Source organism: uncultured Jatrophihabitans sp. (assembly GCF_964251945.1).
Classification (GTDB): Bacteria; Actinomycetota; Actinomycetes; order Mycobacteriales; family Jatrophihabitantaceae; genus Jatrophihabitans.
Window position 1 is genome coordinate 77,363 of the sequence record NZ_CAXULP010000007.1, and the last position, 23,016, is coordinate 100,378.

21 protein-coding genes are annotated in these 23,016 nt (G+C 72.2%); 10 read left to right on the forward strand and 11 right to left on the reverse strand.

What is annotated here, in order from left to right; all coding sequences use genetic code 11:
• Positions 1-16 precede the first annotated feature (16 nt).
• Together ACFFBG_RS14355 and xylB are read left to right on the forward strand one after the other, a co-directional pair.
• Positions 17-1,015 (forward strand): zinc-dependent alcohol dehydrogenase family protein, encoded by a 999-nt coding sequence (locus ACFFBG_RS14355; RefSeq protein ID WP_375479853.1) that lies wholly within the window; start codon positions 17-19, stop codon positions 1,013-1,015.
• Positions 1,012-2,577 (forward strand): xylulokinase, encoded by a 1,566-nt coding sequence (xylB, locus tag ACFFBG_RS14360; protein ID WP_375479855.1) that lies wholly within the window; start codon positions 1,012-1,014, stop codon positions 2,575-2,577. Before ACFFBG_RS14355 ends, xylB begins: the two co-directional genes overlap by 4 nt.
• Here xylB and ACFFBG_RS14365 read toward each other — a convergent pair.
• Together ACFFBG_RS14365 and ACFFBG_RS14370 are read right to left on the reverse strand one after the other, a co-directional pair.
• A complete protein-coding gene (locus ACFFBG_RS14365; protein ID WP_375479857.1) occupies positions 2,493-3,431 on the reverse strand; it encodes a diacylglycerol kinase in 939 nt (312 codons plus the stop codon). The two genes, xylB and ACFFBG_RS14365, sit on opposite strands and share 85 nt — an antisense overlap.
• Complete coding sequence (locus tag ACFFBG_RS14370; RefSeq protein ID WP_375479859.1) at positions 3,428-5,095, reverse strand: FAD-binding oxidoreductase; 1,668 nt, start codon at positions 5,093-5,095, stop codon at positions 3,428-3,430. The genes ACFFBG_RS14365 and ACFFBG_RS14370 overlap by 4 nt, the downstream gene beginning before the upstream one ends.
• A 15-nt stretch (positions 5,096-5,110) precedes the next feature.
• Here ACFFBG_RS14370 and ACFFBG_RS14375 point away from each other — a divergent pair, with 15 nt between their 5' ends.
• Positions 5,111-5,734, forward strand: a complete 624-nt coding sequence (locus ACFFBG_RS14375; RefSeq protein WP_375479861.1) for a TetR/AcrR family transcriptional regulator — start codon at positions 5,111-5,113, stop codon at positions 5,732-5,734.
• Complete coding sequence (locus ACFFBG_RS14380; RefSeq protein ID WP_375479863.1) at positions 5,731-7,251, forward strand: glycerol-3-phosphate dehydrogenase/oxidase; 1,521 nt, start codon at positions 5,731-5,733, stop codon at positions 7,249-7,251. Before ACFFBG_RS14375 ends, ACFFBG_RS14380 begins: the two co-directional genes overlap by 4 nt.
• Positions 7,252-7,333: 82 nt before the next feature.
• Here ACFFBG_RS14380 and ACFFBG_RS14385 read toward each other — a convergent pair whose 3' ends face one another.
• Both ACFFBG_RS14385 and ACFFBG_RS14390 read right to left on the reverse strand, forming a co-directional pair.
• Complete coding sequence (locus ACFFBG_RS14385; RefSeq protein ID WP_375479865.1) at positions 7,334-8,554, reverse strand: hypothetical protein; 1,221 nt, start codon at positions 8,552-8,554, stop codon at positions 7,334-7,336.
• A 91-nt stretch (positions 8,555-8,645) separates the two neighbouring features.
• Positions 8,646-10,070: an exopolysaccharide biosynthesis polyprenyl glycosylphosphotransferase gene (locus ACFFBG_RS14390; protein WP_375479867.1), complete on the reverse strand. Its 1,425-nt coding sequence runs from the start codon at positions 10,068-10,070 to the stop codon at positions 8,646-8,648.
• A gap of 173 nt (positions 10,071-10,243) precedes the next feature.
• Here ACFFBG_RS14390 and ACFFBG_RS14395 point away from each other — a divergent pair, with 173 nt between their 5' ends.
• From ACFFBG_RS14395 to ACFFBG_RS14405, 3 genes are read left to right on the forward strand one after another with little or no spacing between them, the layout of a single operon-like run.
• Positions 10,244-10,645, forward strand: coding sequence for a universal stress protein (locus ACFFBG_RS14395; protein ID WP_375479869.1), 402 nt, complete (start codon positions 10,244-10,246; stop codon positions 10,643-10,645).
• Positions 10,642-11,592, forward strand: coding sequence for an aminotransferase class IV (locus ACFFBG_RS14400; protein WP_375479871.1), 951 nt, complete (start codon positions 10,642-10,644; stop codon positions 11,590-11,592). Before ACFFBG_RS14395 ends, ACFFBG_RS14400 begins: the two co-directional genes overlap by 4 nt.
• Before the next feature lie 8 nt (positions 11,593-11,600).
• On the forward strand, positions 11,601-12,311 hold the full coding sequence (locus ACFFBG_RS14405) for an HAD family hydrolase (RefSeq protein WP_375479873.1): 711 nt from the start codon (positions 11,601-11,603) through the stop codon (positions 12,309-12,311).
• A gap of 67 nt (positions 12,312-12,378) precedes the next feature.
• Here the strand turns inward: ACFFBG_RS14405 and ACFFBG_RS14410 are convergent, their stop codons facing one another.
• The 3 genes from ACFFBG_RS14410 to ACFFBG_RS14420 all read right to left on the reverse strand — a co-directional run bounded on the left by ACFFBG_RS14410 (position 12,379) and on the right by ACFFBG_RS14420 (position 17,336).
• Complete coding sequence (locus ACFFBG_RS14410) at positions 12,379-15,126, reverse strand: fibronectin type III domain-containing protein (RefSeq protein WP_375479875.1); 2,748 nt, start codon at positions 15,124-15,126, stop codon at positions 12,379-12,381.
• Between the two features lie 153 nt (positions 15,127-15,279).
• Positions 15,280-16,032 (reverse strand): sulfite exporter TauE/SafE family protein, encoded by a 753-nt coding sequence (locus ACFFBG_RS14415; protein WP_375479877.1) that lies wholly within the window; start codon positions 16,030-16,032, stop codon positions 15,280-15,282.
• A gap of 41 nt (positions 16,033-16,073) precedes the next feature.
• Positions 16,074-17,336, reverse strand: coding sequence for an MFS transporter (locus ACFFBG_RS14420; RefSeq protein WP_375479879.1), 1,263 nt, complete (start codon positions 17,334-17,336; stop codon positions 16,074-16,076).
• Positions 17,337-17,479: 143 nt separating this feature from the next.
• On the opposite strand from ACFFBG_RS14420, the gene ACFFBG_RS14425 reads away from it, so the two are divergent.
• The 3 genes from ACFFBG_RS14425 (at position 17,480) to ACFFBG_RS14435 (ending at position 20,100) form a co-directional block, all read left to right on the forward strand.
• Positions 17,480-18,025, forward strand: a complete 546-nt coding sequence (locus ACFFBG_RS14425) for a MarR family winged helix-turn-helix transcriptional regulator (RefSeq protein WP_375479881.1) — start codon at positions 17,480-17,482, stop codon at positions 18,023-18,025.
• Between the two features lie 239 nt (positions 18,026-18,264).
• Positions 18,265-19,527 carry an EAL domain-containing protein gene (locus ACFFBG_RS14430; protein ID WP_375479882.1) on the forward strand — a complete coding sequence of 421 codons (1,263 nt, stop codon included), beginning with the start codon at positions 18,265-18,267 and terminating at the stop codon, positions 19,525-19,527.
• A 69-nt stretch (positions 19,528-19,596) separates the two neighbouring features.
• Positions 19,597-20,100, forward strand: a complete 504-nt coding sequence (locus ACFFBG_RS14435; RefSeq protein WP_375479884.1) for a hemerythrin domain-containing protein — start codon at positions 19,597-19,599, stop codon at positions 20,098-20,100.
• A 16-nt stretch (positions 20,101-20,116) separates the two neighbouring features.
• On the opposite strand, the gene ACFFBG_RS14440 is transcribed toward ACFFBG_RS14435, so the two are convergent.
• From ACFFBG_RS14440 to ACFFBG_RS14455, 4 genes are all read right to left on the reverse strand, one after another.
• Positions 20,117-21,070, reverse strand: a complete 954-nt coding sequence (locus ACFFBG_RS14440; protein WP_375479886.1) for a hypothetical protein — start codon at positions 21,068-21,070, stop codon at positions 20,117-20,119.
• Between the two features lie 81 nt (positions 21,071-21,151).
• On the reverse strand, positions 21,152-21,949 hold the full coding sequence (locus ACFFBG_RS14445) for a thioesterase family protein (protein WP_375479888.1): 798 nt from the start codon (positions 21,947-21,949) through the stop codon (positions 21,152-21,154).
• 5 nt (positions 21,950-21,954) lie between these two features.
• A complete protein-coding gene (locus ACFFBG_RS14450) occupies positions 21,955-22,395 on the reverse strand; it encodes an OsmC family peroxiredoxin (RefSeq protein WP_375479890.1) in 441 nt (146 codons plus the stop codon).
• A 120-nt stretch (positions 22,396-22,515) separates the two neighbouring features.
• The gene (locus ACFFBG_RS14455; RefSeq protein WP_375479892.1) at positions 22,516-22,956 is read right to left on the reverse strand and encodes a MarR family winged helix-turn-helix transcriptional regulator; all 441 of its coding nucleotides are present in this window, start codon (positions 22,954-22,956) and stop codon (positions 22,516-22,518) included.
• Positions 22,957-23,016: the final 60 nt, after the last annotated feature.

Genomic DNA, 23,016 nt, shown 5'->3' on the forward strand with positions numbered 1-23,016 from the left:
CCATGGGAGTTCCGCGATGAAGGCAGCAGTCGTCAAGTCGGTCGGCGAGGTCGGGATCGAGACGGTCGATGATCCGACGCCGGGCGACGGGGAAGTCGTCGTGGAAGTCGCGGCGTGCGGGCTGTGCGGCACCGACCTGCACATCCTGCAGGGCGAGTTCGCGCCGACGCTGCCCATCATCCCGGGCCACGAGTTCGCCGGGACGGTGGTCGCGGTGGGCCGGAACGCGCTGGACGTCCAGGAGGGCGACCGGGTGGCCGTCGACCCGTCGCTGTATTGCCAGGAATGCCACTACTGCCGGCTCGGCCGCAACAATCTCTGCCTGCGCTGGGGCGCGATCGGGGTGACTGTCCCGGGCGGCGCCGCCGAGTACGTCGCGGTGCCGGCGGCGAACTGCGTGCGGTTGCCCGACCACGTGGCGACGGCCGACGCGACGCTCGTCGAGCCGCTCTCGTGCGCGGTGCGCGGCTATGACGTGCTGTCCAGCCAGCTCGGCGCCCACGTGCTCATCTACGGCGCCGGCACGATGGGGCTGATGATGCTCCGGCTCGCGCAGCGTGTCGGCGCGGTCAGTATCGACGTCGTCGACCTGAACGCCGACCGCCTCGAGATCGCTCGCGGCTTCGGCGTCACACACGCCGAGACGACCGCCGAGGGCTTGGAGCCGAAATTCGGCTGGAACCTGGTGATCGACGCGACCGGCAACGCAGCCGCGATCCAAGACGGGCTCGGCCGCGTCGCTCCCGGCGGCACGTTCCTGCAGTTCGGCGTCGCCGACTACGCCGCCCGCGCCACTATCGACCCGTACCGGATCTACAACAAGGAGATCACGATCACCGGCTCGATGGCGGTGCTGCACAGCTACGAGCGGGCGGCGGACCTCTTCGCCACCGGAGTCATCGATCCGGAGCTGTTCATCACCGACCGGGTCCCGCTGGACCGGTATGCCGACGCCATCGCGGCGTTCAAGTCCGGCGCCGGCTTGAAGACCCAAGTGGTGCCCCAAGGCGCATGACCTTGGTCGCCGGCGTGGACTCGTCCACGCAGTCGTGCAAGGTCGTTGTGCACGACGCCGACAGCGGCGCCGTCGTGCGGGCCGGGACGGCCGCGCATCCGGACGGGACCGAAATCGATCCCGAGGCGTGGTGGCAGGCGCTCAACTCGGCAGCGCGGGCGGCCGGCGGCCTGGCCGACGTCGCGGCGGTGTCGGTCGCGGCCCAGCAACACGGCATGATCTGCCTCGACGAGTCGGGCGAGGTGGTGCGTCCCGCGCTGTTGTGGAACGACGTCCGCTCGGCGGCGGCCTCGGTCGAGTTGACGAACGAGCTGACCGGCGGCCGGCAGGGCTGGGCGGACGCGGTCGGCTCGGCGCTGGTGCCGTCGTACACCGTCACCAAGCTGCGCTGGCTCGCCGAGCACGAGCCCGATCACCTCGCGCGAACCGCGGCGGTTTGCCTGCCGCACGATTGGCTGACGTGGCGGCTCGGCGGCCGCGAGCAGCTCACCACCGACCGCAGCGACGCCAGTGGGACCGGCTACTGGTCGCCGGCGGCCGGCGCATATCGCGACGATCTGCTCGTCCTCGCCTGCGGCGAGCGCCCGGCGCTGCCGCGCGTGCTCGGACCGGTCGACACCGCGGGCCCGCTGTCGGACGTCGAACTCGGCTCAGTGACCGCCGCGGGGCGGCGCAATCCCGACGTCGTCCTGGGGGCCGGCGCGGGCGACAACGCCGCGGCGGCGCTGGGCGTCGGCCTGCGCGCTGGCGACGTGCTGGTCTCCCTCGGCACGTCGGGCGTCACCTCGAGCGTGCGGGACGAGCCCAGCGCCGACCAGAGCGGGGCCGTCGCCGGCTTCGCCGATGCCACCGGCAGGTTCCTGCCACTTGTCTGCACCCTCAACGCGAGCCGTGTCTTCGACGCGACGGCGCGGATGCTCGGCGTCGGCCTCGACGCCTTCACCGATCTGGCGCTCGCCGCCCCGTCCGGCGCGGAAGGAGTCGTCGTCGTGCCGTATTGGGAGGGCGAGCGCACGCCGGACAAGCCCGACTCGACCGGCGCGATCCACGGCTTGCAGCTCGCGAGCGCGACCCCAGCCAACATCGCCCGCGCCGCGGTGGAAGGCGTGCTGTGCGGAGTGGCCGCCGGCCTCGACGCCTTGCGCGCCCAAGGCGTCGACGTCGCCCGGGTGTTGCTCGTCGGCGGGGGAGCGCGCTCGGAGGCGGTGCGGCGGATATCGCCGGCCGTGCTCGGCGTGTCCGTCACCGTGCCGCGGGAAGCGGAGCTGACCGCCCGCGGCGCCGCTCGCCAGGCGGCCTGGGCGCTCAGCCAGGCGAAGGCGCCGCCGCCCTGGCCAGCAGTGCCCGCTCGTCAATACGACGCCGACCCCGCCGTGGAGGTGCGAACACGCTTCGCCGAAGCGAGAGACCTGACGATTGACCGCTTGTCGCAGCGTGCCCTGTCCGCGGGGTCAGGCGTTCGTGCCCGCCCGTGGGGTCAGGCGCGAACGAGGATTTGGCCGGTGCCCGGCGCAACCTCGACCGCCACGGGCAGCGGGCCCAGCGGATCGCCGTCGGCGTAGGCGGTGATGCCAACGCCGTCCGCGGCCTCAATCCGCACTCTATGGGTTTGAAATGTCTCGACCTCAGGGTGACGGACATGCGTGCCGCGGTACACCTGGGGGAACTGGCGCAGCACCCGGCCCCGGCCTGCGGCCGCCGCGACGGTGACATCCAGCAGCCCGTCGGCCGGGTCGGCGGCCGGGCAGATGCGCATGCCACCGCCGTAGCTGCTCGTGTTGCCGACGGCGACGAGCAGCACGTCGCGTTCGATGACCCGATCGTCGGCCACCACCCGAAACGGCAACGGCCGGAGGCGAGCGAATTCGAGCAGCATCGCGACGTTGTACCGCGACCTGCCCCGGGGCCAACGCAGCCGGTTCGCGCGGTCGCTGACGAGGGAGTCGAAGCCGGCGGCGAGCACCGAGCCGAACCAGTGCTGGACGCCGTCGGCAGTCGTGGCGCGCGCGAGGTCGATCGGCCGGCGTGCGCCGTCGGCGACCACGTCGGCGGCCTGTCGCGGGGAGCGGCGCGGAATGTCGAACGCCCGCGCGTGGTCGTTGCCCGTCCCGGCCGGCACCAGACCCAGCGGCACGCCGGACCCGGCGAGCGCGTTCCAGGCGAGCGACACCATGCCGTCCCCGCCGACGACCACCAGCGCGTCGAGGCCCGCCGCCGCCACCGCGTCGCGCGCGAGCCGGGCGGACGCGGCCGCGTCGGCGCCGGTGATCTCGGTGACGGCGACGCCACGCTCGGCCAGCCGGCCGGCGGCCTCGTCGGCGGCTCTGCGGGCGGCGCCGCGCCCCGCCGCGGGGTTGACCAGCATCGTCACCTCGCGGACCGGCCGGCGCATCGCCGTGCCGGGCAGAGCGGTCATGGGATCAGCTTGCCCGGGTTCAGGATGCCGGCCGGATCGAGCGCGCGCTTCACCGCGCGCAGGATCTCCACGCCGAGCGGCCCGATCTCCTCGCCCAGCCAGGGACGGTGGTCGACGCCCACCGCGTGGTGGTGGGTGATCGTGCCGCCGTGCGCCAGGATCGCGTCCGCGATGCGCGCCTTGATCGCCGTCCACTGCTCGATGGCGTCGCCGCGCTGCGCCCCGGCAGCGGTGAAGTACAGCGAGGCGCCGGTGTCGTAAACGTGCGAGACATGGCACAGCACCAGCGACGCCGAGTCCGCGTCGGCGAATCCGGCTTGCGCGACCTCGGTGACCGCCGTCTTCAGCGCCGCGAGCCGCGACCAGCTGGTGGCCGTCTCGAAGGTCTCCACGAGCGCGCCGTTGGCCAGCAACGGGTCGCGCAGGTATGGGCCGTCGAACCGGTTGCGCGCCCAGTGCTCCGCAGGGGAGGAGCCCTGCGACACGCCGCCGTGCGCGCGCAGCGCGTCGCGGGCGACCTGTTGTCGCAGTTCGACGAGCGCCGACGGCCCTTCGAACGCGGTGACGGCGAGGCAGCCGCCGGCGGCCTGCTCGCTGGATGGGTCCGTCCCGTCCGACGGGTGCGTGCCATCCGACGGGTCCGATCCGCCCGCGTTGTCGACGGTCGCGAGATTGAGGGCCGTCTCGACCTCGTCGGACAGCCGCACCACCGTGGGCGCGGCGCCGGCCTGGACGACGGCGCGCAGCGCGGCCGCGCCGGCGGCGAAGTCCGGGAAGCGCCAGGCCTCGTAGGCGCGGGTCTCGGGCAGCGGGTGCACCCGAACGCGCACCGCGGTGATCACGCCGAACACGCCTTCGGAGCCGAGGAACAGCTGCCGCAGGTCCGGCCCCGCCGCCGTCTTGGGGGCGGGCCGGCCGACCTCGAGCACGCCGCGGGGCGTGACCACCCGCAACCCGCGCACCATGTCGTCGAAGCGGCCGTACCCCGCGGAATCCTGGCCGGACGACCGGGTCGCCGCGAACCCGCCGATCGTCGCGTACTGGAAGCTCTGCGGATAGTGCCCGAGTTCGAAGCCGCGCTCGGCCAGCAGCGCCTCGGCGGCCGGGCCGGGCAGCCCGGCGCCGAGCACCGCCTCGTGATCGGTCTCGTCCAGCTGCTCCAGCCGGTCGAAGCGGCGCAGGTCGAGCGCGACCACCGACGCCAGGCCGTCGCGAATCGGGTCGAGGCCGCCCACCACGCTCGTCCCGCCGCCGAACGGCACCACGGCGACGCCGCGCTCGGCGCAGACGGCGAGCAGCGCGACGATCTCGTCGTCGCTGCCCGGGATCACCACCGCGTCCGGGGCGTCCTGCTCGACGGCCTTGCGGCGCAGCAGGTCGAAGGTCGACTTGCCGCCCGCACGCGGCAGCCGGTCGGCGTCTTCCGCGCTGACGTTCGCCTCGCCGACCACGTCGGCGAGCGCGGCCAGATCGCCGGCCGACAGGGCCGACGGGCGCAGCCGGACGTCGGCTCGGGCGACCGACGCGACATCGGCGGCGGACACCTTCAACAGGTCGTGCACCATGCCGAGCAGCGCGGGGGACAGCGGCGCGGCCCGCGCCGGATCACCCCATGCGTCCCAAGCCATGGGCGGTTCGGGCAGCTTTCCGGCGTCCGAGGTCATGTTACAGTTTTACACATGCCGTCAAGTCGTAACGCGATGCTGCCGGCAGCGTCGCCGCCGGCGTCGGCGTCGGCGTCGGCGGAGCGCATTCTCGACGCGGCCGCGTCCTGCGTGCGGCGCACCGGCTCGCACCGGGTGGCGATCAGCGCGGTGGCTCGCGCCGCGGGGCTGAGCAGGCCGACGGTCTACCGATACTTTCCGGACGGCGACGCGCTGGTCCGCGCGTTGTGGCAGCGCGAGCTCACCCGGCTGGTGGCCGACCTGCCGGCCGCGCCCGCGGACCGGGCGACGTTCGTCGGCCAGATCGTCGCCATCGCCGAGGCGGTCAGCGTGGACGAGACGCTCGCCCCGACGTTCGCGGCGCAGCCGTCGCTGATGACCCAGTACATCGTCGAACGGCTCGGGGCCGGGCAGCGGGCGGTGCGCGAGCGGCTGCGCGCCGGCATTGCCTCGCTGCAGACTGAGCGCGAGGTGCGCGCCGACGGCGTGCGGGCGGGCGAGCCGGACGAGCTCGCGACGATGACCCTGCTGATTGCCCAGTCGGCCATCCAATCCCGGCGGATGGTCGCCGACGTCCTGCCGCCCGACGCGTGGCGACGCGAGCTGAGCCGCGCCCTCGACGCCTACCTCGCGCCGTGAGCACTGCTCTCGATGCAGCCCGACGCGCCCGCGAGCTGGACGAGTTGACCTCCGCGGGCACGGTCGACGTCCTGGTGATCGGCGGCGGGGTGACCGGCGCGGGTGTCGCCCTCGACGCCGCCACTCGCGGTCTGCGCACCGTGCTCGTCGAGTCGCGCGACTGGGCGTTCGGGACGAGTCGGTGGAGCTCGAAACTGGTGCACGGCGGGCTGCGGTATCTCGCGGCCGGCCGGGTGGGCGTCGCGTGGGAGAGCGCGGTCGAGCGCGGCGTGCTGATGACGCGCACCGCCCCGCACCTGGTGCGCGCGCTGCCCACGGTCGTCCCGCTGTTCGATCGCACGCCGCGCCGGCAGCAGGCGCTCATCCACGCCGGTTTCCTCGCCGGCGACGCGCTCAGGGTGGCCGCGCGCACGCCGGCCGGGGTGTTGCCGCGCGCGCGCCTGGTGTCGCCGACGCAGGCGCGTGCGTTGGCGCCGGCGATCGCCTCGGCGGGCCTGCGCGGCGGGCTGGTCGCTTACGACGGCCAGCTGATCGACGACGCCCGACTGGTCGTCGGGCTGGCGCGCACCGCGGCCGACGCCGGCGCCGTGATGCTGACCAGGGTGCGCGCCGAGCAGGTGACCGGCACATCGGCGCGGCTGGTGGACACCCGCACCGGTGCGACGACGACGCTCGCCGCACGGGCGGTGATCAACGCGGCCGGCGTCTGGGCCGGCGACGTCGACCCCTCCGTGCGGCTGCGGCCCAGCCGCGGGACCCACCTGGTGCTGCCCGCGGCCGCGTTCGGCAACCCGACCGCCTCGATCACCGTGCCGATTCCGGGCTCGTTGAGCCGGTACGTGTTCGCCATGCCTGAGCAGCTCGGCCGCGTCTATGTCGGGCTGACCGACGAGGACGCCCCCGGACCGATCCCGGACGAGCCGCAAGCGACCGACGCGGAGATCGACTTCCTGCTCGCCACCGTGAACACCGCGCTCGGCCGGGCGTTGACCCGCACCGACGTGCTGGGCTGCTACGCAGGCCTGCGGCCGCTTGTCGACACCGGTGCCGGATCGACGGCGGACCTGTCCCGCCAGCACTTGGTGAGCGTCGGCCCGACCGGCGTGGTCAGTGTCCTCGGCGGGAAGCTGACGACCTACCGGCGGATGGCGCAGGACGCGGTCGACCAGGCGGTCTCGACCGCCGCGTTGCGCGCCGGGCCGTGCCGCACCCGCGAGGTTGCGCTGGTGGGTGCGGCTAAGAGCGCTTCGACAGCTGGCCTACCGGCAGCGCTGGTCGCGCGGTACGGCGGAGAGTCTCGAGCTGTTGTCGAAGGTGCGACTCTTCGGGACCCGCTCGGCCTGATCGCCGAGGGTATGGACGTGACGCGCGCCGAGATCGAGCACGCTGTGACGCACGAAGGCGCGCTGGACGTCGCCGACGTGCTGGACCGCCGGACCCGGATCGGGCTGGTGCCGGCGGACGCCGATCGCGCGCGCGACGCGGTCGGCGAGATAGTCGCCGCGCTGCTTGGCTGACGTCACTCGTTGGTGTCGGCCGCGACCGGTCCGGCACGAGCGAGTAGTACAGGCGACCTCGGCCGGGCGCCGTTACCGGCAGTTACAAGCCCGGCAGTCCCGGCAGCGTCGACACCGGAAGGCTCGGGAGCGTCGGCTTCGGCGTCGGCTTCTTCTTGGTGGACGTCGGCAACGGCAGCTTCGAGATCACCGAGCTCACCGGGTTCGGCACGCCGGCCTTGGTCGAAGTCGCCGGCGCCGGCTGGCCGCCGCCCCCGGTGCCGCCTCCGCCGGTGCCGCCTCCGCCGCCCCCGGTGCCGCCTCCGCCGGATGAGCTGTTCGACGTCGGCTGGCCGCCGCCGGCCGCGCTGCTCGCCGTTGGCTTCGGAACCGATCCGAGGTGCGTCGTGCGCGGGCTGGGGCGCTTGCCGGCCGCCGCCGTAGCCACGCTCTGCGGCCCGACGGCGCCGGCGCCACCGGTCGGCACGAGTGCCTGCGCATCAGGCGGCGCGACCACCGGGTAGGTGTTGCCGTGGGCCCGGTAGTAACCCGTGACGTAGTGCACCGCCTGCTCGGCGACGCTCAGGTAGGCCTGGTACGCGCCGTTGTTGTAGGTCGACCACGGCGTCCAGTTCGAGCAGCCGCTGGAGATCGTGTCCATCGCCGCCGCGTTCTTCGCGGCGTTCTGGTTGGCGATCGAGTCGCGCAGGCCGCCGGTGTTGCGTTCGGCTCGCAGCCCGCGGATCTGCCACAACCCGGCCGACCAGTCCCACACCGGCGTCATCAGCGACACGTCGCCCTGGGCGCTCGGGCTGCCGCCGGACTCGGCCATCGCCACGGCCGTCGCGATGACGGCCTGGGCCGCCGAGCAGCCGTGCTGCATGGCCAACGTGGCGATGCCGGCCGGCGTGAGCGTGCCTGCGCCGCCGCTGTAGACGGCGATCGCCTGGTTGCCGGCGCCGGCCGTAGGGGTGGTTGGCGCGGGGGCCGTTCCGCTCGGCACGCCCACGGCGCCGCGGTCACCGGCCATGGCCGGCCTCGGCAGCGAGCCGTTGGCGAGCAGGGTGCCGACCGGCAGCAGGTAGTTGGGCTTGCGCTGGACGGTCGCAGCGGCGTCTTTCGCGCTCACGCCGTCCGTGCTGGAGGAGGCGAGCGCGGCGGTCGCGAGGCCGGCGGTCGCCAGCACCACGATCGCGGCCGAGGCGAGCAGCCGCCGGTTCGCCGCCCGGGCGCCGACGGCGTGCAGCTGCGGCGTCGGGATTCGGCCCAGTGCCGAACGCCCCGCTCGGCGCAACGCGGATCTCGTGTCGCCCGCAGCCCCCATGCGGTCCACCCCTTTTCTAACGGAACCTTCATATGCCCGGGGGGACGGTGACGCTAAACACAGCGACGCAAGGGATAGGCGCGGGGACGGCTCAGCGGATGGCGTCCCGGTCGCCGAGCATGCTCGGCAATGTCCGCGCGATGATGGCGAGGTCCAGCCGCAGCGACTGGCGGGCGATGTAATCGATGTCCAGCGCCACCCGGCGCTGCACCTCGTCCTCGGTGTGCAACGGGCCGCGCGAGCCGTGGATGGCCGCCCAGCCGGTCATGCCGGGCTTGATGCGGTGCCGATGCGCGTATTCGGCGACCAGGCGGGCCGACTCGACCTCGCCGGTCTTCATGCCGATCGCGTGCGGCCGCGGGCCGACCAGCGACATCTCCCCGCGCACCACGTTGATCAGCTGGGGAACCTCGTCCAGGCTGGTCCCGCGCAGGAAACGGCCGACCTTCGTGACCCGTTCGTCGTCGGCGGTCACCTGGCGTTCGGCCCGCGCGTCTGCGACCTCGTGCCGCATCGAGCGGAACTTCCAGACCAGGATCTCCTCGTTGTTGAAGCCGTGCCGGCGCTGGCGGAAGAACACCGGGCCGGGCGTGTCCAGCTTGATCAGCACGGCGACGAGCGCCAACACAGGGGTCGCGAGCAGCAGCAGCGGAATGCCGACCACCAGGTCCTGCATGCGCTTCGCGAACGCCTTGCGGTCGACGTCGGGCGCGCCGCTCAGGTCGGCCAGCGGCGAGTCGGCCAGCCGGGCGAGCGCGGCCGCCCGCTGCGCCGAGTCGTCCTGCTCGAGGAACAGCGTCACGTTGTTGGGCAGCGCCGCGAGCCGGTTCGCGATCGAGGCCACTCGCTCCCGGGCCGACGGCTCGACGGCGACGACGATCCGGTCGACATAAGGGGTGATCTTGTGCGTGAGCAGCGAGTCGACGTCGCCGAGCACCGGCACGCCGAGCACGGCGCCGGGCACGCGCTCGAGCCGGTCGTCGAAGACGCCGACGACGTTGGCGTGCCGGTGGGTGAGCGCGTCGCTGATCAGCCGCTCGGCGTATTCCGTCGCGCCCACGATGACGAGGTTCGGCGTCAACCACCCGGCGGCCTGCCAGCGGCGCACCATCGTCCACCAGCCGGCGTGCAGGACGACGAGCGTCCCGGCTGCCGTGCCCAGCCAGATCAGGCAGGTCGTGGCCGCGGGAGTGCGCGGCATCAGCCAATCGACCACGAACAGCGCGAGCGCGGCCGGTCCCGCTGCGAGGACGACCTGGCCGAGGTGCGCCGGCAGGCTCTCGCTGCGCACGAACCGGTAGAGCCGCAGCGCGCGGACCACCCAGCAGATCACGAGCGCCGCGACCGACGTCGGGAACAGCGCGCTCAAGGTCAGCTCGGCCAGCGGGCCCGGCCGAGCGGCGAGCAGCCCGACGGTCACCGCCGCGACAGCCAGCAGGTCGGCCCCGCGGAACAGATAGGAGCTCAACCGCTTGCTCTGGTTCGCGCGGACGCTGACGAGCCGCCGGGGCCGCATGGGGCCACGCCGGCGGCCCCCGAACTCTCCGAGCCGGTCTTCTACCTCGATCAGGACTGTCATCGTGAGTGTCATCGGCAGCAACGGCTCGGTGTTGAGGTCGTGCGCCGCTTTGGCTATGCGTCTTGAGCTGACAAAGCCTCTTAACGTGACAAGCCTCCTACCATGACGCCATGAGCGTCGTCGTGGGATACGTGCCGGACGAGACCGGTCTGCTTGCCGTGCGCGAGGCGGCGCGGGAGGCCCGCTGGCGCGACACCGAAGTGATCATCGTCAATGTCGTCGACTCCGCCGGCTATAGCCGGCCCACCGCGGCCGATGAGCAGACGATGGACGCGATCGCGGCCGAGCTGACCTCCGGGGGCGTCCGGTTCTCCATCGACCACGTCGAGGGCGCGAGTGTCCGCCCGGCCGAGGTGTTGTTGTCGATCGCCCGCGAGAACGGCGCCCAGCTGATCGTCGTCGGGCTCAAGCGCAAGTCGGCCATCGCCAAGGCGGTGCTCGGCAGCAACGCGCAGCGGGTGTTGCTCGGCGCGACCTGTCCGGTGCTGGCGGTGGACGCACGCGACGAATGAGCGTGCCGGCCGCCCACGGCACACACGACTTCGCCGACGACCCGCGCAACGCCGAGATCCTGATCAACGTCAACGGCGCGCTCGTGCCGCGGGCCCAGGCGGTGGTGAGCGTCTTCGACGCCGGCTTCGTCCTGGGCGACGGCGTGTGGGAGGGGCTGCGGGTGGCAGACGGCCATCCGGCGTTCCTCGACCAGCACCTCGACCGGCTCTGGGAGGGCGCGGCGGCGATCATGCTCGACATCGGCCTCTCGCGCGCCGAGCTCACCCGGCGGCTGTACGACACGCTCGCCGCGAACGCCATGAGCGGCGACGGCGTGCACATCCGGCTGATGGTCACCCGCGGTCCGAAGTCGACGCCGTATCAGGACCCGCGGATGTCCGCCGGCCCGGCGACCGTCGTGATCATCGCCGAGCACAAGGACCCGCTGCCGCAGACGGTCGAGCGCGGCCTCTCGCTGTTCACCGTGCACGTGCGGCGCGCTGCCCCCGACACGCTGGACCCGAAGATCAACTCGCACAGCAAGCTGAACGACATCACCGCGTGCATCCAGGCGTTCACCGCGGGGGCCGACGAGGCGCTGATGCTCGACCCGCACGGCTTCGTCGCGACCTGCAACTCGACGCACTTCTTCGTCGTGCGCGGCGGCGAGGTGTGGACGTCGACCGGCATGTACTGCCTCGGCGGCATCACCCGGGCCAACGTGCTGCGGGTGTGCGAGCGCGCCGGCATCCCGCGCCAGGAGCGCAGCTTCAGCCTGACCGAGGTCTACAGCGCCGACGAGGCGTTCGTGACGGGCACCTTCGCCGGCGTCGTGCCGGTGCACACCGTCGACGGCCGGCGGATCGGCGACGGGACGCGCGGGCCGATGGTCAGGCAGTTGCAGTCGCTGTACCGCGACCTCGTGCGCGGGGACGTCGCCAGCCGGACCGCGCGCCACCCAGCATGAAGTCCGGTGTGCGGCTGGCGATGTGGTCCGGCCCGCGCAATATCTCGACGGCGATGATGCGCTCGTGGGAGAACCGGCCGGACACGAAGGTCGTGGACGAGCCGCTCTACGCCTACTACCTGAACGAGACAGGGCTGAGCCATCCTGTCCGCGACGAGGTGATCGCCGCCGGCGAGACCTCGTGGCAGTCGGTCGTCGCCGACCTCACCGCGCCGGTCCAGGCCCCCTACGGCGTCTATTACCAGAAGCAGATGACCCACCACCTGATCCCGCAGCTGCCGAGGGACTGGATCGCGCAGCTGACCAACGTGTTGCTGATCCGCGATCCGGACGAAGTGGCGGCGTCGTATGTGCGCTCGCGCACCGAGATCGTCGCCGAGGACATCGGCCTGGTGCAGGAGGCCGAGTTGTTCGACCAGTTGGGCGGCACGCCGCCGGTGATCGACGCCGCGGACTTCCTGCGCGGCCCGGAGGCCTATTCGCGCTGGCTGTGCGAGTTCGTCGGCGTCGGGTTCTCCGACGCGATGCTGCACTGGCCGCCCGGACCGCGGGACTCTGACGGCGTCTGGGCGCCGCACTGGTATTCGGCAGTGCTCGCCTCCACCGGTTTCGAGCCCTACCGACGCCGGCCGGCCGAGTTGCACGGCCCGGCGCTCGAGGCCGCCCGCGTCAGCCGGCCGCATTATGAGCGGTTGCACGCCGTCCGGGTCGTGCTCTGACGGGCACTCCGGCGTGACACTCCAGCGTGGAATGTCGCATTGCCGGCGCCGGCCGACCGCCGTGCGTTCAGGAACCGATGAGCGAGCAGTCGTCGTAGGTCAGGCTGCCGTTCGTCGGGGTCTCGTTCGTCGCGTAGATCTGCGGGATCACCCGCTCGCCGCTGCGCGCGGCCGTGCCGCTGACGGTCACCTGCGTCCACTGTCCGATCGGCAGGCTCGCCACGGTCGTCGTCTTCAGCGCCGTGTTGCTGCTGTAGCTCTGCGTGTACTCGAGCAGCCGTGCGACGAGCGAGAGGCCGGACTTGGTCGGCTGCACGAAGCAGGACAGCGTGTACTTGCGGCCGGTCGTCGAGTTCGTGACGGCGCTGTTCTGCGTCAGCCCGACGAGCTTGCCGGTCGTGCCGGCCGGGACGGTCACCGCGAGCGCCCGCGCGCCGGCATGCGTCGGCGACGCGACCCTGGTCAGCGTGCCGACCTGGAAGGCGGTCCAGCCGCCGTTGCCCGACTCGAAGCCCGGGTCCGGCAGCAGTTGCGCGCCGTCGGGCGGCGCGGTCGGCGTGACGCTGCCCGACGGCGCGGACGCGGGGCCGGGGCCGACGCGGTTCGCGGCGGTGACCGTGAACGTGTACGCGACGCCGTTCGTCAAACCGCTCACGGTGATCGGCGAGCCGGCTCCGGTGGCGGTCACGCCGCCGGGCGTCGAGCGCACGGTGTACCCGGTGATCGGCGCGCCGCCGGTGATCGCCGGAGCGGTGAACGCGACGTCCGCCGAGGCGTTGCCCGCGGTGGCCGCGACGCCCGTCGGCGCGCCGGGCGCGGTGGCCGACGGCGGCAGGCCGGTGGTCACGGAGCAGTCGTCGTAGACCACCGAGCCGGTCGAGCTGGTCTCGTTCGTCGAGTAGATCTGCGGGATGATCCGCTCCGCTGAACGCAGCGCGGCCGCGCTGACCTGCAGCTGCGTCCAGTTGTTCGCCGGCAGCGTCGCGACGGTCTGCTGCAACTGGGTGTTGCTGGCGAAGTTCGCCGTGTACTCCAGCAGGCGGATGCGCTCGCTGAGTCCGGCGCTGGTGGCGTAGACCCAGCACGACGCGGTGTAGGTCTTGCCGGCCGTCGACGAGGTCACCACCCCGTTCTGGGTCAAGCCGACTACCCCGGCGGTCGCGTTCGGCGACGCGACGCGCAGGGCGGCTGCGCCGCCGTGCTTGGGCGTGGCCACCCGGGTGAGCGTCCCGGCGGTGAACGCGGTCCAGCCGCCGTTTCCGGACTCGAAGCCAGGGTCGCCCAGCAGCTGCGGCGCGGTCGTCGAGCCGGCCGCGGGCGTCACCGCGTTGGAATGCCCGGACGCTGGCCCGGCGCCGAACTTGTTCACGGCTGCCACGGTGAACGTGTAGCTCGTCCCGTTCGTCAGGCCCGCGACGCTGACCGGGGAATGCGCTGCCGACGCGGATATCCCGCCCGGCGCCGAGGTCACGGTGTAGCCGCTGATCGACGCGCCGCCGCTGGAGGCCGGCGGCGTGAAGGACACGGACGCGACGGCGTCGCCGGCCGCGGCGCTGACGCCGGTGGGCGCCGACGGAGTGGTGGGCGGCGGCGGGGTCGGCGCGGCGCCCGTCGACCAGCTGTCCGGCGCCAATTTGAAGTCGTAATAGAAGTCGTTGGTGAGCATGTCGCCGGCGTGCCCAAGCCAGGCGTAGCCGTTCGCCGGCGTGAGACCGAGGATCTCCTGCGTCGTCTTCAGCATGCTGTAGTGCGTCGTGAAGTCGTTGTCGGCAGCCGACGGCACGTATCGGCCGACGACGTAGGTGAGGATCTGGCAGGACGGCAAGCTGTCGTCCTGGCTCGGGTCGGCGCAGTCCTCGCCGGTGCGCGCGTCGTCGTAGGGCGGCTTGCCGGTGGTGGTGCCCTCGTCGAAGGTGACCATCACGATCAGCTTCCCGGACTGATAATCCGGGCCGCTCTGGATCAGCGCCAGCACGTTGGCCAGCGCGGTGTCGAGGTTGCCGATGTTGACGCTCGGCGGGTCGTTGGAGCCCGGGTCGTGACCGTCGTCGGTGTTGTTCGGCGTGTACATGCCGAACGCCGGCAGGGTGCCGTTGACGACGTCGGAGTAGAAGGCGCCCTGCTTGCCCTGCCAGTTGCCGGCCGGGACGTCGTCGGCCGCGCAGTTCACGCCGGTGTAGTACTGCGGCGGGTTGTGCCGCACGACGAACAGCCCGTCGGCACTGTTGGTCATCTGGCAATTGCTTGTCTGGTCCTGGCCGTAGACCCGCCACCCGTGCGCGCCGTACTTCGACTCGACTTGGCTGAAGATGCTCGGCGCGCTGATCTGCGTGGCGGCGCCATAGGCGGCGCAGCCGGCGCTGTTGGGCGGCGCGTCGCACAGCGCCCACTGCGGGTTGTTTCCGCCATCTGTGTCGTCGAGATAGTTCGGCTCGCTCGGGTGCGACTCGCCGTGCATGTTGCTGAGCACGCCGCACTGCGCGCCGAGCGTGTTCAGCTCGAAGCCGGCGTCGTCGGCGTCGACGCCGTTGACGACGCTCGCGGACTCGTTCTCCTCGAAGATGTGCAGCACCTTCGTCGGCCCGTTGTAGTCGGCCGGGCTCGGCGTCTGGCCAGCGGGCGTCGGCTGCGTCGGAGTCTGGTTGCAGTACGTGCCGGCCGGCAGCGGCGTGTTCGGAGCGTTGATCGTCGCGGCGTCGGCGACCCGGGTGGCGGTCGGCCCGACTCCGGTGACAGCGCTTAGCAGCGCGGCGGCGGCGAGCGCCACGAATCCGGTGATCGCACGCGTGCGGCGGCGTGCGAGGTTGTTCGACATGGCAGCTCCCCCCGGCGCCCCGTGCGTGGGAACCGTACCGCCCGGGCCGGTCGCGGGCCAGCCGACCGTCATCTGCTCGCCTCCCACACCAGGTGGTCGGAAATGGATCGACTTCGACCGCGACGTGTGGGAAAGGGCGCTGGCGGGCAGTCGTCAGGTGTAGGCGGCGACGCCGAGGTACCCGGCGAGCCCGACGCCGGCGACCGCGATCAGCACCCGCAGCAGCCGTGCCGGCGCATGCCGCACGATCACCGGGCCGGCGCGGCCGCCGACGAGCAGTCCGACGGCCAAGGGCGCGGCGGCGGCCCAGTCGACGTGGCCGAAGAAGACGAACACGACCGCGGCGACCGAGTTCGCCAGTCCCAGCACCAGATTCTTGATCGCGTTGCTGCGCGGCAGCGGCTCCGCCGTCGCGGCGAGCAGCAGCGCGAGCAGCAGCACGCCCGCGGCTGCGCCGAAGTAGCCGCCATAGACGCCGATGACGAACACGCCGAACAGCACGAGGTGCGAGTCGCGTCTCGGTGGCGCGTCCGGGTCCAGCGGGGCGCGGGCGTTGACGAGGATTGTCAGCGATCCGACACCGATCAGCCAGGGCACGATCTTCTCGAACGCGGTGGAGGACGTGACGAGCAACAGCACGCCCCCGACCCCCCCGCCCGCCACGCCGACGAGCGACATCCGGCGCGCCCGCGTCCGCTGGCCGACGAGCTCGGCCCGGGACCCGGCCACCGAGCCGACGGTGTTGAACACGAGCCCGACGGTGTTGGTGACGTTGGCGGTCACCGGCGCCAGCCCCACCGCGAGCAGGGCTGGATAGCTGATCAGCGAAGCGAGCCCGGCGATGCTCCCGGTCAGGCCGGCGCCGACGCCAGCCAGCACGAGCAGGGGAACCTGCCACAAGTGCACGTCGAGCCGCTCAGCTCACGGCCGGCGACGGCCGGATCGGCTCAGGCAGCTCGGCGCTCGAGCCGCCCCGCCAGTTCGTCATGGGCCCAGCCTGCCCCACGCGGGCGGCTGAGGACCGCGGTCTCGACGTGCAGCCGGCGTGCGCCGATGATCGCGGCCACGCAGCAGAGCAGCTGCAGGCCGATGAAGGCGAACGGCACGCCCAGGGCGAGCAGCACGCCGGACAGCGCCGGCCCGAGCGCGGTCGCGGCCGTCTGCGCGGCGTTCATCGCGGCGAGCGTGCGGCCGACCGCGCCGTCGGGGGCGAGTGCCGCGGCGAGCGGCGACAGCACCGGGGCAAGCACCGTTTCGCCGAGGCTGAACAGCGCGTAGCCGCCGATCACGAACGCCGAGGCGCCGCCGAGCCCGAGCATCGGCGCGGCCAGCACCAGCCACACGACGACCCAGATGCTGGCGCAGGCCGCGAGAAGCAGCGCTGGGGAGGTGCGCCGCGTCGCCCGGATGACTGGCGCGGTCAGCGCCGCGACGAGCACCGCGTTCACCGCGACGGCTGTCCCGAGCGTCGTCGGCGGCGCGGAGAGCACGGTCAGCGCGTACGACGGCAGCCCCGAGTCGTACTGCGCGTAGCAGGCGAGGGTGAGCAGGCCGGTGACGGCGAGCAGCCAGCGCACCGCTGGCGCACCGAGCAGCTGCCGGTAACCGAGCTCGTCGCTCGTGACCGCGGCGAGCGCCGGGCGTTCCGCGCGTCGGCCGACGACGCCGACGAGCACCAGGCTCGCAACACTGGCCAGCGCGGCGAACAGGTAGGCCGGCCGGGCGCCGGTCGGCGTGGTCAGGTTCACCAGGTGTCCGCCGGCGAAGCCGCCGACCGCGAGCCCGAGATTCTGCCCGATCGACTGCCAGGCGAAGGCGTCGCGGCGCCGATGCGCCGGGCTCAGCTCCAGCACCATCACCGACGTGGCGGGCTGGACAACGGCCAGCGCGGCGCCGTAGCCGAGGGCGGCAAGCCACACGGTCGTCGCGTGGCCCGCGAACATCAAGCCGACGACGGCGACGATCATGCCGGTCCGCGCCACCGTCGCGACGACGACCGGGCGGGCGCGGTCGGCCAGCCGGCCGGCCGCCGGCGCGGCGAGCAGCGCGCCGAGGGCGAACGCGATGAAGGTGACTGCGGCCGCCCCGGCGCCGAGCCCGCGGGCCTGCGCGATGTCGGCGTAGAGGAATGGCAGCACCGCGCCCCAGCCGACCGCGCCGAGCGACGAGCCGAAGACGAGGGCACACAACTGCCGAGATGTGGAACGCACTGCGAAACTCTCACTTCGATAATCAATAGTTGCATTTGAAACTTCGATATCGAAGCTAACCGAGCGGTGTGCCGGAGTGTTCCATCAGGGGGCGAAGTGGTGACCCTGCCCACCGTCCGGGGTCCGTCGGTAAACTGCAAAAGATGACGCGGCGCACGCCCTGGGCCGAGTACGAGCGCGTCGTCCGCGTCTACACCGAAGCCGGCGCGGCAGAGACGGTGCAGCGCATCGTCACAGCGCTGTCCCGGCTGTCCCGCCGTCTCGATGTGTTCTACAACTCCCGCTTTGACGCCCTCGATCTCTCCCGCTCGGAGTGGCCCGTGCTTCAGGCGCTCGCGATCGAAGGGCGCGGCGGCAGCTCGAACCCGTCTCGGCTCGCCGACGCGGCTGGCGTGTCCGCATCCACCATGACCCACCGGCTCGACCGGATGGTCGAACGCGGGCTGATCGAGCGACTCCCGGACCCGCAGAACCGCACCCGGATGATCGTCACGCTCACCCGCTCCGGCTGGGACCTGTTCCGGGCGGCTGTGCTGGCCGCCGAGACGAAGGAGACGGATGTGTTCGCGCCGCTGACCGACGGCGAGCGGGCGACGCTGGCGAGACTGCTGGAGAAGGCGCTCGCGGGTCAGGAGCCAGTTGGCCGGAAGCGTGTGGCCCAGGCGGAAGGCCGCGAGCGGCGCGGCTAGAGCCGCGAGAGCGGACAACTTGGCTAGCTGGGGATCTTCGACATGTCGGAGCGGCGCGCCGCTCGGCGCGACATTGGCACGCAAACACCGGGTTGGTGTTCGATATACGGATCATTTTGGCCGTGCGCAGCGCCATTCGATTACGAACGCGAGAACCGGGTGGCGCCCGGTCCGTAGGTGAACTTAGCGTGTGCTGCGACCCCGGAAATTGTGATCCCCGTAAGCAATGGGTGGCGATCTTGACAGCATTGACGCCGATCGACGTCGACGTGACGGCCGTTCTGCGCGGCCTGCACGTGCATCTGCAGCCGATCGTCGACGTCGCGACCGGCGTGCCGCTCGCGGTGGAGGCGCTCGCCCGCTTCGCGCACGCGCCGGGCCGGCCGGCGGACGAGGTCTTCGCCGAGGCGTACGCGGCGGGCTACGGCTACAGCCTCGAAGCCGCGTGTCTGCGCGCCGCGCTGGACCGGCGCCCCGACCTGCCGACAGGCCTGCGGCTCGCCGTCAACGTCAGCCCGGACGTCCTGCAGCACCCGGTGGTGACGCGCGGTTGGGACGACGACCTCAGCGGCGTGATCGTCGAGGTCACCGAGCACCGCGCCAACCACCCAGGAGGCCTGCAGCGTCAGTTCGAGCGGCTGCGCCAGCGCGGGGCGAAGATCGCCATCGACGACGTCGGCACCGGGTACGCCGGCCTGTTGCGGCTGGCCACGATGCGCCCGGACTACGTCAAGATCGATCGGACGGTGATCACCAACGTCCGTCGAAATCCCGCCCAGGCCGCAGTGCTCGAGGCGCTCGTGGCGTTCTCGCACCGGATGGGCGCCGCGGTGATCGGCGAGGGGGTCGAGAGCCTGGACGACCTCGCGGCGCTCGCCGACTTCGACGTCGACTACGCCCAGGGTTGGGTGATGGGCGGCCCGGCGCCGGAGGTCGCCGAGATCGCGCGCACGATCGTCGAAGCGTGCCAGCAGGCGCGCGGCACGGCGCTCGAGCGCGCGGCCGGCGCCGGCGCGGCGGACGCGGAGCACATGCACGCGATGACGTCGGCGATGTCGAGCGCGTCCACCATCGTCGAGCTGCACACCGCAACCGCCCAGGCCGCGGCGGAGCTCGGCGTGGATCGCGTCGGCGTCTCGGTGCTCGACCTCGACGGCGTGTTGCGCGAGATCACCTCCAGCTGCGCCCCGATCGACACGGCCCGCTACGCGCTGGTCGACTACCCGTCCACCCGGCGAGTGCTGGAAACCGGCAACACGGCAGAGGTGCACCTCGCCGACCCCGCCGCCGATCGCGCGGAGACGCTCGTGCTGCGCCGCCTCGACCACGCCAGCCTGCTGATGGTGCCGCTCACGGTCGCCGACAAGACCATCGGCGTGCTGGAGCTCAGCTCGCACCGCCACCGACGCTGGTCGAGCACCGACGTCGCGCACAGCCGAGGGCTCGCCGCCCACCTCGGCCACGCGCTGCAGCGCATCCGGCAGCCCTGTCTTGGTGCTTGAGACGGTCGCGTTTCGGGCCCGAAACGCGACCATCTCAAGCACCAGGGCAGGGCGTGCCATGCTGGGCCGATGGCCGACATCATCGAGCTCATCTACGAAGATCACGACTGGCTGCGCCGGCGCTTCTTCCTGCTGGACGACGCCCGCACGACCGAGGAGCTGACCGCCGTCTGGGCGCCGCTGGCGATTCGCCTCGACACGCACGCGCAGGCCGAGGAGACGATCTTCTATCCGGCGCTGCTCAAGCGCGGCGAGGCCGGCGACCCGAAGGACGAGACCGAGGACGCGATCCACGACCATAACGAGATCCGCGACGCGGTGCGGGCAGCGAGCGCTCTGCAAGTGGGCACGGCGGAGTGGTATGACGCCGTCGGCAAGGCGCGCACCGAGAACGGCGAGCACCTCGACGAGGAGGAGCGCGAGGCGCTGCCGGACTTCATCAAGAGCGCGTCGCCCGAGCTGCGGCACGAGCTGGCGATGAAGTGGTTGCGCTTCTACCACCTGCACCCAAACGGCGAGGGCATCGACACCGACGACGTCGACCCGGACCGCTACCTCGCCGACAACTCCTAGCTCCGCCTCCGCCGCGTTAGCGCAGCGGCGCGACCGGCAGGTCCTCTTCGGACACCGCGCGCAGGTGCTCGTCGGACGCCGACTGCAGGCCGCCCAGTGTCAACGGCGACTCGGCGAGCAACCCCGGATCGCCGCCGCGGCGCTCCATCCGGCGCTGCACGATGAGCGCGCCCAAAAGCACGCCGCCGAAGATGACCGCGCTCAAGATCATCAGCCAGACGGACAACACGAACACGCCGCCGATCAGGCCGTACGCGCGGGCCTGCCATTCGATCTGGGCTGGCACGAAGTACCGCGACACGCGCACGAGGACCGTCGTGCCGACGCCCACGCCAAACGCGCCCGGCCAGAGCGACCACCAGCCCACCCGGCCGCCGAGCAGCCAGTGCTGCGACCACCAGTAGAAGCCGAACGTGAGCACGCCCTGCAGGATCACGCTGGACCAGGGACCGGTGTTGAGGACGTTCGCGTTGATCTCGCGACCGATCCGGCCGGCGAACAGGACCGCCAGCGTGAACACCCCGAGGCCCAACGCCCAGATCAGCTGACGGGTGTAGCAACGCACACCGCTGACCCGCGGCAGCGTCCAGATCAACTCGAAGGCTCGTTGCTGCACCGCGCCCACACTCGTGCTGAACACGACAGCGGTGGCGAGCGCGAACAGCAGCGCCCAGGTGCTGATCGACGGCGACGAGCGCCCGAACAGCCTGGCCACCTCATCCGCCGACTGTCCGCTCAAGCCGAAGAAGTGGGTCATGATCAGGCTGATACCGCGGCCGTTAAACCGCTGCAGCACCGCCGACATCGCCACGATGAGCGGCGCCGTGCACAGCACCTGCTGCGCGCACAGCGCGAGCGCGTGGGTGTCGAGATCCAACTCGCGGACCCGGCGGTAGCCCGTCACGTACAGGCTCTGGTCCCACCAGGCGCGGCCGGCCGACAGCAGCCGGCGCCGGGACGGGGTGGTCACGTACTCCATCTTGCCCTTTGTCGCTGGGTGATTGGCGTCAAACAGCCGTTGAACCTGCGCGCCCTCTCAGATTCGGCTCTCTCAGATTCGGATGCCAGCGAGCTGGGTCGATTGGGCGACCAACCGCCCGCGCGAGTCGAAGACCCAGCATTGCTCGTCCACCCGCCCGGCGTCGATCAACCCGGCCCGGTGGATGATCCGGACGGGCCCGCGCGCAGGCAGGGCGCGGACGTAGGCGGTCAGCTCCAGCGTCGGCACCCAGCCGGACGCTTCGATCTCGAAGGTGGCCGGCGGGAACGCGTCCACGGCGTAGAGCAGCGAGACGGCGTCGAACTGCTCGTCGCCCGGCAGGGCGAGCCAGCCGGTGAGCAACCCGCTGCCGCTCGGCCGGCCGACGGCGAAGCCGGTCGTCTCGGGGTCCAGCCGAAGGTCGACCTCGTCCATGATCGCCACCGGCAGGCCGGTCGGGCTGGTGCTCGGGATCCGGACAGCGTCCTCGCGCCGGCCGGTCGGCGCCGGCGGCACGCCGCCGGCCCATCGCGGCTCGACCGTCGCGTCCAGCGACGCCATGGTGAACAGCGCCTCGACGCAGCACTCGCCGTCCTGCACGAGCCGGGCGCGCAGCTGCGTCGCCGTGCGCCCCGTGCGCAGGACCTCCACGTGCAAGCTCACGGTCGCGAGTCGCGGCGCGCGCAGGTAGTGCGCGCTCGCCGCGATCACGTGCGGCTGGCTGCTCGCGGCTGTCGCCGCGCGGGCGATGATCGCGAGCAGGTATCCGCCGTTCGGCTTGCCGTCGATCGTCCACGCCGGGTGGATGTCGGCGTTGAACGCGCCCTCCGCGGTCGGCGTCACCGCCGACACCGCGGAGAACGCCGTCACCGCCGTCAGCTGTCCAGCTCGGCGTCCAGGGTGATCTCGACGCCGGTCAGCGCCTTGCTTACGGGGCAGCCGGCTTTCGCGTCGGCGGCGGCCTTGGCGAAACCAGCCGCGTCGAGGCCGTCCACCTCGCCGCGCACGGTGAGCGTGATACCAGTCAGCTTGAAGCCGCCGGCCGGGTCCGGGCCGAGGGAGACGTCGGCCTGCACGTCGAGCGCCTGCGGCGTGCCGCCGGCCTCGGCGATCAGCGCGGACAGCGCCATTGCGTAGCACGAGGAATGCGCGGCCGCGATGAGCTCTTCCGGGCTGGTCGTGCCGCCGGCGTCGTCGGCCGCGCGCTTCGGGAACGACACCTCATAGGTGCCGACCTTCGAGCTCGACAGCTCGACCTGGCCGGAGCCGTCCTGCAGGCTCCCGTTCCAGGCGGTGCGAGCGGTGCGTGTGGGCATGCTGGTCTCCTTCGTCGATGTTTGGCCGGTCATCGTCACCGTACCAACATCGGTTGTGCGCAACCTATCTCCCCGGGCAGCCGTCGGTCAGCCGGCCGCGGTCGTCGTCAGAGGTCGGCGTCACAGGTCGCCCGCGCGCAGTGCGCCGGCGAGGTCGTGCAGCTCGCCGGTCATCGCCGGCACGTCGAAGTCGGCAAGCGACGCGCGGATCATTGCCGGCACCCGTGCCGCCTTCGAGCGCAGCCGCCAACCGCGCTCGGTCGGCCGGATGAGCAGCGAGCGCTCGTCATCGGCGCGCCGACGACGGCTGACGAGCTCGGCCGCCTCGAGCCGCTTCAGCAGCGGCGACAGCGTGCCGGAATCCAGCAGCAGCTTGTCGCCCAGCTCGGTGACCGTCGCCTCGTCCGACTCCCACAGCGCGAGCATCACGAGGTACTGCGGGTAGGTCAGACCCAACGGGTCCAGCAGCGGCCGGTAGCGCGCGGTCATCGCGCGGCTGGCCGCGTAGAGCGCGAAGCACAGGTGGTCGTCGAGCGCGAGCTGATCCTTGGCGGGCGCCATCGGCAAAGCTTACGTCCGACCCGCGCGGGGCGACCCGCGCGACGCGAGCTGTACGCGGGC